Raw genomic sequence first — 11,642 nt, 5'->3', positions numbered from 1 at the left:
GCGCGCTTATCTTCGGAGAGAGAGCATGCGCAAGTTGATGGCCCGGTCGCTGCTGGCGACCGCACTGGCGGTGGCGTTGACCTCCTGCGGCGGTGGCGGCGGGGGCGGGCTGACCCGCAGCGATCCGCCGCCGACCTCGCCGCCGCCCACCTCACCGCCGCCACCGCCGCCGCCGACCTCTCCCCCCACCTCGCCGCCGACCTCGCCGCCACCGCCGCAGCCGGCGTTCGACGCGCATCTGGCGCTGACCAATACGCTGGCCGCGCACAACGCCGGCTACGACGGCAGCGGCTACCGCATCGGCGTGGTCGACACCGGCGTGAACCGCAACCACCCGGCGCTGGCCGGACGCGTGGTGTCCAACCTGATCTACGTCGATCCGGCTAAGAACAACGTCAACGTCGACGATGTCGACGGCCACGGCACCACGGTCGCGCAGCTGGCCGCGGGCAAGGCGGTGGGCGCGTGGCCCGGCGGCATCGCGCCCGGCGCGCAGATCGTGTCGGCGCGCATCATCAGCGACACCTCGCCCGACGACGACGGCAGCGGCGAGGGCAACCAGACCAGCGGCGCGCTGGGCCTGGCCTCCGTCCACCAGGACCTGATCAACACCGGGGTCAAGGTGATGAACAATTCCTGGGGCGGCATCTACTGGACCGACCCGACCGCGACCAACGCCATCGCCGACGAATATCGCCCGTTCGTGCTGAGCAATGGCGGGCTGGTGGTGTTCGCCGCGGGCAACGAAGCCAAGGCCGATCCGTCGGACGTCGCCGCGCTGCCCAGCCAGCCCGGCCCCGGCGGCAGCCGTCCTGCGGCGGACCTGGAACGCGGCTGGCTGGTGGTGGCCGCGGTGGACGCGAGCACCGGCAGCAAGCTGGAGTCGTATTCCAACGCCTGCGGCGTGGCCATGCATTACTGCCTGGTGGCGCCGGGCACGGAAGTGTTCGTCGATCCCAAGGCGACCACCGCCACCGCCAACCCGGACTACTACTACGGCAGCGGCACGTCGTTCGCTGCGCCATTGGTCTCCGGTGCCGCGGCGCTGGTGTGGCAGGCGTTTCCCTACTTCAGCAACGATCTGCTGCGGCAGACCCTGCTCGGCACCGCCACCGACCTGGGCACGCCCGGCGTGGACGCCACCTTCGGCTACGGCCTGCTCAACGTCGGCAAGGCGGTGCTGGGGCCGGCCAGGTTCGACTGGGGCGACGTCAGCGTGTCCTTCAGCGGCAGCTCGACCTGGGCCAACGACATCGCCGGCAGCGGCGGCCTGATCAAGCAGGGCAGCGGCACCTTGACCCTGAGCGGCACCCAGAACAGCTACAGCGGCACGACCCAGGTGCAGGCCGGCACGCTCAGCGCGGCCAGCCTGGGCGGCTCCAACGTGGCGATCAGCAATGGCGCCACCTTCATCGGCACCGGGCCGCTGCGCGGCAACGTCAGCAATTCCGGCACCTTCCAGGTCGGTGCCGCGGCGCTGAGCCTGAGCGGCAACTACGTGCAGGACAGCAACGGCCGGCTGGCCTTGCTGGTCGGCGACAAGCTCTCGGTGACCGGTACCGCGACGCTGCAGGGCGGCGCGCTGTACGTGCTCGGCAAGCGCGACTACGTGGTCAACAACACCGCCTACAAGGTGCTCGAGACCAGCGGCGGACTGAGCGGCACGTTCGCCTCGGTGACCACGCCGTCGAACGTGTTCCTGACCTCGTCGCTCGCCTACGACAGCACCAGCGCTTCGATCACCGTGCAGGCGCTGAGCGTCACCGCCGCGGCGGCGAGTTTCGGCAGCATCACCGCCGCCACGCTCGCCTCCGCCACGCGCGTGGACGCGGCGTTCGCGCAACTGGATGCGCAACTGGGCCGCGATCCGGCGACGGTCGATGCGTCGCTGCTGAAGGCGGCCGGCGCGGTGCAGCAATCGCCGAGCGCGGCCGCCGCGGCGGCGACGCTGCGCAGCCTGTCCGGCGAAGCGCATGCGGCGGCCACCGCGATGACCTTCGACAGCATCGACTTGCAGCGGCGCGCGCTGTCCGGCCGCTTCGACAGCCTGGTCGCGCAACCGCGCGCGATCGGCGCGTGGAGCCAGCGCCTGGGCGAGACCGGGCAGGGCAGCTTCGCCGGCAGCCAGTTCCAGCTCGACGGCTGGATGATGGGCCAGGACCTGCGCCTGGGCGAGCACGGCGTGGCCGGTTTCGCTTTCGGCGAGAGCCGCGCCGACGGCGGCGGCGACGGCGGCCTGGACCACAGCCGCGACCGCCAGGTGCAGGGCCAGGCCTATCTCGGTGCGGTCGCCGGCAATGCCTACGCGCTGGCGCAGCTGGGTACCGGGCAGTACCGGCGCCAGCTCGACCGCAGCCTGCTGCTCGGCGACAGCGTCGCCGATGCGTCCAGCCGCTACGCCGGACGCTTCCTGTCCAGCAGCGTCGAAGTCGGCTACCGCTTCGGGCGCGGCAAGGCGTCGCTGACCCCGTATGCCGGCGCCGACTACAGCCGCATCGACAGCGACGGCTTCCGCGAGCAGGGTGGCGACGGCTTCGGGCTGATGGCCGCGGCCGCGTCCTCTTCGCGCAGCCAGGCATTGGCCGGCCTGCGTGCCGGTTACGGCGGGCGCGGCTGGTCGCTGCAGGGCTATGCCGAATGGCAGCAGACCCTGGCCGCGCAAGGCTTGCAGCGCCAGGCCAGTTTCGTCGGCGTGGACGCCTGGGCGCCGCTGGTGGATCTGCAGCCGGCGCGTTCGGGCGGGCTGTTCGGCGCGAGCCTGGACCGGCGCTGGGGCAGCAGCGCGCTGGGCATCGGCTACGACCGGCGCTTCGGCCCGCGCGGCGACGATCATGCGATGTCGCTGCGGTATCGGTTGGGGTTCTGATGCGGTGCGGGCCTGGCATGGCCCGCGCTTGATTCGCAGAGGAAGCTTCGGCATCGACGCGCCGAGGCAGCGTCGGGTTTTCCTCTTCGCTTGTCGCGACTGAAGTCGCTCCTACAGGGGCGCTCGGGCCCCGGCGATGCGGTGCCGGCTTATCGTCGGCTGGGTGCCGATGCAGTGCGGGTCGAGGCAGTCGCGCTTGATTCGCGGAGAATGCTTCGGTCCCGACGCGCCGGGGCAGCGTCAGGTTTCCACTCTTCGCTTTGTCGCGACTGAAGTCGCTCCTACAGGGGTGCCCGGTCCGGCGATGCCGTGCCGGCTTATGGTCGGAGGGATTTCGGCCCCGATGCGTATGGATTGCGGCAGGATCGGGCTTTGTTCGTCGCGGCTGAAGCCGCTCCTACGGAAGTCATGTGGCCTGCCGATGGCGTGCCGGCTCTCGTGGGAGGGACTGCAGTCCCGACGCGCTGCGCGTCGGGAGGTTCCGCTGTTGGCTGGCCTACTCGCCGCGCAGATGTCCCATCGAGCGCGGGGCGGTGCGGCCCAGCGGCAGCTTGAGCTTGCCGATCGCGTGCATGCGCGCTTCGGCGATGCGATCGGCGGCCTGCTGCGGCGGGATGTTGTCGCGCTCGGACAGGTCGAAGATCTTGCCGAGGTTGTGGTACAGGCTGCGGATCAGGCGCATCGCGCGCTCGCGGTTGTAGCCGTCGATCTCCAGCGACACGTTCATCACCCCGCCGGCGTTGACCGCGTAGTCCGGGGCATAGAGGATGCCGCGGCGGTGCAGTTCTTCGCCCACTGCGGCGTTGGCCAGCTGGTTGTTGGCGGTGCCGCAGATGATCTTCGCCTTCAGCCGCGGCAGGGTGGCCTCGTCGATCGCGCTTTCCAGCGCGCACGGCGCCAGCACGTCGGCGGCCACGTCGTAGATCTCGTCCGGCTTGACCGCTTCTGCACCGTATTCGGCGACCGCGCGCTCGACCAGCGCCTGGTCCAGGTCGGTGACGTACAGCTTGGCGCCGCGCTCCTTCAGCAGCTTCACCAGTTCCATGCCGATGTGGCCCAGGCCCTGCACGGCGATGCTGGCCTTGCCGATCTCCTCGTGGCCGAGCTTGCGCTGCAGCGACGCCATCAACGCCTGCAGCGCGCCATAGGCGGTGAACGGGGCCGGGTCGCCGGAGCCGCCGTGCACCTGGTGCACGCCGGTGACGTACTCGGTCTCCAGGTAGATCTGTTCCATGTCGTTGACGTCGGTGCCGACGTCCTCGGCGGTGATGTAGCGCCCGCCCAGCGAATCCACGTAGCGGCCGAACGCGCGGAACAGCGCCTCGGACTTGTCGGCCTTGGGATCGCCGATGATCACCGCCTTGCCGCCGCCGATGTTCAGCCCGGCCAGCGCGTTCTTGTAGGTCATCGTGCGGCTGAGCCGCAGCGCATCGTGCAGCGCGGCCTCGGTGTTGGGATAGGGGCGCATGCGCACGCCGCCCAGCGCGGGGCCGAGCACGGTGTTGTGGATGGCGATGATCGCCTGCAGGCCCACGTCGCGGTTGTGGCAGAAGACGACTTGTTCGTGGCCGGTGGTGGCTAGCGTTTCGAAAAGCATGGGGGCTCCGCTGGCGTTGCAGGTGTAGGACACCTTGGTTCCAGGAACTTGCCTAGTGAGGGTGCGCAAAACGAAAAACGCGACGGGTTCCGGAACGGGTCCTGATCGTCGCGATGAGCGCATTTTAAAGCAATTCCCTGCGGGCCGTGCAGTCTCCGGCAGCTCCGTGCAGACCCGTGCGGCATGGGCATCTCGGTACTGTTTGCGACGCTCGGACGGTGTCCAGGTGCGGTGCGGAGGGCCCCTTTGGCTCCGGGCGCCGATCGCTGTTCCGTTCAGCGCGTGGCTGTCTCGTCGGCGAAGAAGGCGCTGGCCGCTTGCGGTCCGAGCAGGCGTTCGCGCAGTGCACGCGCCTGCCGCGCCTGCTGCTCCGGGTCGGTGCCGTGCGGCGCGCCTGTCGCTTCGGCCTGCAGATAGGCGGCGTAGCGATCGAACCAGGCGAGGATCTGACCCGCCTTCGCGGCGGGCATCGCGGCCAGGTCGCGCTCCAGGTCCTGGCGCTGCGTCGCCACGGCCTGTGCATCCACGGCCGTCAGATAGCGATCCAGGTAGTGCCGCAATGCCGGATCCGGCAGCAGCCGGCCTTGCTGGTCGAAGCGGGGTGCGTCGCGGGTCGGGGTGGCGCTCGGCGCGGCCGGCGCGCTGGCGACGGGCATGGCGGTGCGTTTGCGCGCCGCGACCGTCTTCGCCGTGGCGTCGATGGCATCGCCGAGTCCACGGTGCGAGGCCGCGTCGGTGGGGCGTTCGCGCCATGCGGCGACGCTGGCGATCGCCACCGCCAGCACGGTGATGGCGATCGCGTAGGTGCCTGGCGGGACGCGCAACGGCATCGCTAGGATCCGGTGCGCAGCGAGTGCCGAATCAGGCCAGGCAGGCGATGGCCTGCAGTGCGCGACGGACCGCGCACCCCGCAGGCGCCACGCACGGCAGGGGCCGGCGACAACGGCAGGAACGCACGCGACAGCGAAGGCCTGAACATGCGTTCTCTCGGGAACCGGCGGGTGCCGTGGTCCGCGCACTATCGCAAAGCGCGATGAGGACGGTCACGACGCCGCGCAGCATCGTGGCGGCGGGAACATGGCCGCGCCGCCACGCCATGGCCTAGCGATGTACCCAATAGCCGTCGTGGAAGCGGTAGGCCGGGCCGCGATGCTCCCAGCGTGGGCCGACATAGACATAGCCCGGGCGTGCGACCACGTAGCGGCCGGCGACCCAGACATGGCGGCGGCCGTTCCAATGCCAGTAGCCCGGCGCCCAGACATAGCCCGGTCGCACCACCACACGTTCGAACCGCGGCGGCGGCGGCGCGGTCTGCACCGACAGTTCCACCACCGGTCGCGCCTGCGCGGGCGCGGCCAGCATGCCGCCGGCGAGCGCGCTGCCGAGCAGGGAGGTCAGCAACAAAGGACGAAGGGACATGCGATTCTCCAGGGACATCGGCGGTGTGCCGACGTCAACGCAAACGCGGCAGGCGCCGCCGCTGTTGACGCGCCGAACTGCCGCATTCATGTCCCGGATAGCTACGTTCGCCGTGGCGTCCGGCGGCACGCTCGCCGCCAGCGCGGCGGTTGTCGCATGTTGCAGCGCAACCTGCCCACGCTGCGCTGCGCGCCTAGAATTGCCGCATTCTCTTGCCGATGTCTTCTCGATGAGCATTCCCGCGTCCCGCGTGCCGCTGCCGCAAGCCGATACCAGCCCGCTGCGCTTCGTCACCGCTGCCAGCCTGTTCGACGGCCACGATGCGGCGATCAACATCATGCGCCGGCTGATCCAGGCGCAGGGCGCGGAGGTGATCCATCTCGGCCACAACCGCAGCGTGGAGGACGTGGTGCGCGCGGCCTTGCAGGAGGACGCCGACGCGATCGCGCTGTCCTCCTACCAGGGCGGCCACGTCGAGTATTTCAAGTACATGGTGGACATGCTGCGCGAACGCGGCGCCGGCCATGTGCGGGTGTTCGGCGGCGGTGGCGGCACCATTACCCCGGAGGAGATCGCCGAGCTGCAGGCCTACGGCGTGGAGCGCATCTACCACCCCAACGACGGCATGAAGATGGGTCTGGTGGAGATGATCGAGGACGTGGTGGCGCGCGCTTCGCTCGCGCGGGACTCGGGACTCGGGACTCGGGACCCGGAACAGGCCGGCGCGCTATTGCCGCACATCGACGACGAGATCGGTATCGGCAAGGTGTTGTCGGCGCTCGAGGATGGCGCGTTCTCCGAGTCCGAACTGGCCCTGCTGCGCAAGCAGTGGCAGTCCGGCCTGCCGGGTCCCGAGTCCCGCACGCGGCACGCAGCGCCGGTGCTGGGCCTGACCGGCACCGGCGGCGCCGGCAAGTCGTCGGTCACCGACGAATTGCTCAACCGCTTCCTGGCCGGCTTCCCGCAGATGCGCATCGCGGTGGTGTCGGTGGATCCGAGCCGGCGCCGCACCGGCGGCGCGCTGCTCGGCGACCGCATCCGCATGAACGCCTTGCGCAGCCCGCGCGTGTACATGCGCTCGATGGCCACGCGACGCCAGCATGCGGCCACCAACCGCGTGCTCAAGGACTGCATCGCGTTCCTGAAAGGCATCGGCTACGACCTGGTGATCGTGGAGACCGCCGGCATCGGCCAGAGCGATTCGGAGATCGTCGATCTGGTCGATTTCCCGGTGTACGTGATGACCAGCGATTACGGCGCGCCGAGCCAGCTGGAAAAGATCGACATGCTCGACTTCGCCGAACTGGTGGTGCTGAACAAGTACGACCGGCGCGGCGCCGAGGACGCGCTGCGCGACGTGCGCAAGCAGTGGCGGCGCAACCGCGTCGCGTTCCAGCTCGAGGACGAGGCAGTGCCGGTGTATCCGACCATCGCCAGCCAGTTCAACGATCCCGGCATCAGCTGGATGTTCGTCAACCTGTGCCGGCTGTTGCGCGCGAAGCTGGGCCTCGAGGCGTCCGACCCCGGAGCCGAAACGAGCGACGCCGCCCGCCGCGCCGCGGCGTCGCCGCATTGCGATTTCCGGCCGCAGCTGGACACCACGCTGAAGGAGCCGCGCGCCACCGTGCTGATCCCCGGTGCGCGCGTGCGCTACCTGGCCGAGATCGCCGAACAGGGCCGCGCGCTCAACGCCGGCATCGAACGCCAGGCCGAGGCCGCGGATCGCGCGCAATCGTTCTGGCAGTCGCTGCACGAACTGCAGGACCCGCAGTTGCCGAAGCAGTTGGACCTTTACGCAGTCGAGGAACTGCAGCCACCCGCGCGCAGCGCTGATGCGCCCGCCATGGCCGGCGCCGCGGTCGATGCGACCTTGCTGCTGCTGCGCCAGCGCTACAACGACGCGCTGCAGGCGCTGTCCAGCGAGTCGCTGAAGTTGCTGCGCGAGTGGCCGCAGCGGCTGAAGTCGATCACCGACGAGGTCACCGAATACGAAGTGCGCGGCAAGGCGATCCGCGTGGAGAACTACCGCCAGTCGCTGAGCCATCAGCCGATCCCGAAGATCGCCGCGCCGCGCTACAGGAGCTGGGGCGAACTGCTGCGCTTCCTCGGCAAGGAGAACCTGCCCGGCAGCTATCCCTACACCGGCGGCGTCTATCCGTACCGCCGCGCCGGCGAGGACCCGATCCGGATGTTCGCCGGCGAGGGCACGCCGGAGCGCACCAACCGCCGCTTCCACTATCTGAGCGTGGGCCAGCCGGCCGCGCGCCTGTCCACCGCCTTCGACAGCGTCACCCTGTACGGCGAGGACCCGGCGCCGCGCCCGGACATCTACGGCAAGATCGGCAATTCCGGGGTCAACATTCCCACCCTGGACGACATGAAGAAGCTGTACTCCGGCTTCGACCTGTGCGCGCCGACGACCAGCGTGTCGATGACCATCAACGGCCCGGCGCCGATGATCCTGGCGATGTTCATGAATACCGCCATCGACCAGCAGGTGGAGAAATACCTCAAGGCCGATGCGCAGCGCTGGGCGCAGGCCGAGCAGGCCCTGGCGCAGTTGTTCGAAGGCCGGCAGCGGCCACGCTATCACGGCGACTTGCCGCCGACCAACGACGGCCTGGGCCTGGCCTTGCTCGGCGTCAGCGGCGATCAGTTGGTCGACGCGCAGACCTATGCGCAGATCAAGGCGCAGACCCTGTCCAGCGTGCGCGGCACGGTGCAGGCCGACATCCTCAAGGAGGACCAGGCGCAGAACACCTGCATCTTCAGCACCGAGTTCGCGCTGCGCATGATGGGCGATATCCAGCAGTATTTCGTCGAGCAGAAGGTGCGCAACTTCTATTCGGTGTCGATCTCCGGCTATCACATCGCCGAGGCCGGCGCGAACCCGATCAGCCAGCTCGCCTTCACCCTGAGCAACGGCTTCACCATCGTCGAGTACTACCTGGCGCGCGGCATGCGCATCGACGATTTCGCGCCCAACCTGAGCTTCTTCTTCAGCAACGGCATGGATCCGGAGTACACCGCGATCGGCCGCGTGGCGCGGCGCATCTGGGCGCGGGCGATGCGCGAGCGCTACGGCGGCAACGAACGCAGCCAGATGATGAAGTACCACATCCAGACCTCCGGCCGCTCGCTGCATGCGCAGGAGATCCAGTTCAACGATATCCGCACCACGCTGCAGGCGCTGTACGCGCTGTTCGACAACTGCAACAGCCTGCACACCAACGCCTACGACGAGGCGATCACCACGCCGACCGAGGAAAGCGTGCGCCGCGCGGTGGCGATCCAGATGATCATCAACAAGGAGTTGGGGCTGAATTTCTGCGAGAACCCCTGGCAGGGCAGCTTCATCGTCGAGCAGCTCACCGACCTGGTGGAGGAGGCGGTGTACAAGGAGTTCGAGGCGATCAGCGAGCGCGGCGGCGTGCTCGGCGCGATGGACACCATGTACCAGCGCGGCAAGATCCAGGAAGAGAGCCTGTACTACGAGCACAAGAAGCACGACGGCAGCCTGCCGCTGGTCGGTGTCAATACCTTCCTGCCCAAGCAGCACGCCGGCGAGACCGCGACCCAGATCGAACTGATCCGCTCCACCGAGGAAGAAAAGGGCCAGCAGATCGCCAACGTGCGCGACTGGCAGCAGCGCCGCAACGGCATTGCGCCGGCACAGCCGCTGCAAGCGGAACCGGCCGAAGCGGCCGCCGCGCCGGCTCCCGGCGATGCGGCAGGCCTCGGCTATCTGCAGCGTGCCGCGCGCGAGCGCCGCAACGTCTTCGCCGCGCTGATGCAGGCGGTGAAGACCCACAGCCTGGGTCAGATCAGCCACGCGCTGTACGAAGTGGGCGGGGAGTACCGACGCAACATGTAGCCGCCGGCCAACGGCGGCCGTGGCGCGTGCGCTGCGAGTGCCTGCAGCCAGCCATCTCTGCGTTTGCCGCCGCCCAGCCCACTGCCTGCGGCACGTGCCTGGAGCCATTGCAGGCACGGCCTGGGGAGACGCATAGTTGCGCATCGACGACGGGGGAGGTGGCGGATGAAGATATGGGGATCGCTCCTGCTGTTGGCTTGCGCGGCGACCGCGCGAGCCGCGGCGCCGACCGAGGACGGCACTGCGGGGCCGCTGTTCGACACGGTCGCCGCACTGGACCAGCGCCTGTTCGGCGCCTACAACCGCTGCGACATGGCGGCGTTCGAGCAACTGTTCGTGCCCGACGTGGAGTTCTATCACGACACCGGCGGCGCCAGCTGGGACCGCAAGACCGTGGTCGACAACACGCGCAAGTGGATCTGCGGCAAGGTGCGCCGCGAATTGGTGGACGGCACGCTGCGGGTCTATCCGGTCAAGGACTTCGGTGCGATCGAGGAGGGCGAACACCGCTTCTGCGAGCTGGCCAGCGGGCGCTGTGAGGGCATCGCCAAATTCGTGATGGTGTGGCGCCAGGACCAGGACGGCTGGAAGCTGACGCGGGTGCTCAGCTACGGCCATCGCGCGGCGGCTGCGCCGGCGCCCTGAGCGTGCATGGCGGAGGCGCCGCGCAGTCGCTGCAGCCTCGCGTGCAGGCCGCCGCGGCCGTTCAAGCAGGAACCTGCGCGCCATGCTTGAATGGCGTGGCGCGCCTGGCCGTGGTTGCGCTTCCAGCCGGGTGGGGGATATGGCGACCTTGCGGATGCCGATGATGGGGCCGTCGATTTGGATTGCAGGCGTTGCCGTCGCGCTGCTGCTGGGTATCGGCGGCTGGATGTGGCGCCGTAGACGCCGGCGTGGAGCTGTGGCGCCGATCGCCGTTGCGCAAACCGCCGCCGCGTCTGCGCACCGTGTCACTGCCGAAGACGCCGGCACGGATGCGGCGATCGCGGCGGAGCCGGGGCAGGGCGTGGCTGCCGCCGCGGCCGAACTTTTTTCCGTAGCGCAGGAATCCGCGCTGTTGCTGCGCCTGTACGCGCTGGCGTTCGCCGGCGTGCCTGCGCCCGAACCCAGCGCGGCCTCGGGTGCCGCGCAGGCCGAGATCGCCGCGGCGGCCGTCGCGGTCCTGGCGCGCATCGACGCGCATCCGCGCTATACGCCGCGCCGCCCGCAGCTGTTGCCGCAGCTGACCCGCGCGCTCAACGATCCCGCTGCCGGCGCCCAGGCCATCGCGGCGATTCTCGGCCAGGATCCGGCGCTGGCCGGCAATCTGCTGCGCATCGCCAACAGTGCCGCGTACCGCCGCCACGCCGAGCCGATCGAGAACCTGGAGCGCGCGGTGGCCTTGCTCGGCACCGAGGGCCTGCGCCAGATCGTGCTGGCCGCGCTGCTGCAGCCGGTCATTGCCGACGACGGCAGCGCGTTCGGCCGCTGCGCGGCGCTGCTGTGGGAGCACACCTTGCTGTCGGCCAGGGCCACCGCGCGCCATGCCGAGGATGCCGAGCGCGAGGATCCCGCGGCGGCGCAGTTGCTGGCGCTGCTGTATGGGTTGGGAGCCGTGGCGGTGGTGCAGGTGGTTCGCGATGCGTATGCGAAACAGCCCGGACTCCTACCCGATGCAGGGCTGCTGGCGGAGTTGCTGCGAGACTGGACGGCGCGGGTGGCGGAGGCGATCTCGCATGACTGGGCGCTGTCGGAGCGCATGCGACAAGGGCTCGACGAACAACACAGGCATGTCGAGCCGCATGCATTGAGTTCCTTGGGGCGTTCGCTGCGGATCGGGCGCCGCCAGGCGGCGCTGGCGCTGCTGGACGCCGCTCCAGGTTGAGGCTCGGGCGGCGTCGGTGCGC

The 11,642-nt window shown here is 69.6% G+C and carries 7 protein-coding genes; 4 read left to right on the top strand and 3 right to left on the bottom strand.

Going from position 1 to position 11,642, the window contains the following annotated elements; genetic code table 11:
• The first annotated feature begins 25 nt into the window (after window positions 1-25).
• On the top strand, window positions 26-2,866 hold the full coding sequence (locus tag H9658_RS06885) for an autotransporter serine protease (RefSeq protein ID WP_191824814.1): 2,841 nt from the start codon (window positions 26-28) through the stop codon (window positions 2,864-2,866).
• 496 nt (window positions 2,867-3,362) lie between these two features.
• On the opposite strand, the gene H9658_RS06880 is transcribed toward H9658_RS06885, so the two are convergent.
• From H9658_RS06880 to H9658_RS06870, 3 genes are all read right to left on the bottom strand, one after another.
• Window positions 3,363-4,463, bottom strand: a complete 1,101-nt coding sequence (locus tag H9658_RS06880; protein WP_179563706.1) for a Glu/Leu/Phe/Val dehydrogenase — start codon at window positions 4,461-4,463, stop codon at window positions 3,363-3,365.
• Window positions 4,464-4,738: 275 nt separating this feature from the next.
• Window positions 4,739-5,293, bottom strand: a complete 555-nt coding sequence (locus H9658_RS06875; protein WP_191824813.1) for a hypothetical protein — start codon at window positions 5,291-5,293, stop codon at window positions 4,739-4,741.
• 271 nt (window positions 5,294-5,564) lie between these two features.
• Window positions 5,565-5,882 carry a YXWGXW repeat-containing protein gene (locus H9658_RS06870; RefSeq protein WP_179563708.1) on the bottom strand — a complete coding sequence of 106 codons (318 nt, stop codon included), beginning with the start codon at window positions 5,880-5,882 and terminating at the stop codon, window positions 5,565-5,567.
• 229 nt (window positions 5,883-6,111) lie between these two features.
• Here H9658_RS06870 and H9658_RS06865 point away from each other — a divergent pair, with 229 nt between their 5' ends.
• From H9658_RS06865 to H9658_RS06855, 3 genes are all read left to right on the top strand, one after another.
• On the top strand, window positions 6,112-9,756 hold the full coding sequence (locus H9658_RS06865) for a methylmalonyl-CoA mutase family protein (RefSeq protein ID WP_191824812.1): 3,645 nt from the start codon (window positions 6,112-6,114) through the stop codon (window positions 9,754-9,756).
• Window positions 9,757-9,921: 165 nt separating this feature from the next.
• On the top strand, window positions 9,922-10,401 hold the full coding sequence (locus H9658_RS06860) for a nuclear transport factor 2 family protein (protein ID WP_179563710.1): 480 nt from the start codon (window positions 9,922-9,924) through the stop codon (window positions 10,399-10,401).
• A 361-nt stretch (window positions 10,402-10,762) separates the two neighbouring features.
• Window positions 10,763-11,620, top strand: coding sequence for an HDOD domain-containing protein (locus tag H9658_RS06855; RefSeq protein ID WP_318241188.1), 858 nt, complete (start codon window positions 10,763-10,765; stop codon window positions 11,618-11,620).
• Window positions 11,621-11,642: the final 22 nt, after the last annotated feature.

Source organism: Xanthomonas bonasiae (genome assembly GCF_014836395.1).
Lineage (GTDB): Bacteria > Pseudomonadota > Gammaproteobacteria > Xanthomonadales > Xanthomonadaceae > Xanthomonas_A > Xanthomonas_A bonasiae.
The sequence above is the reverse complement of the archived record's forward strand: the minus strand, read 5'-3'. Positions and strand labels throughout refer to the sequence as shown.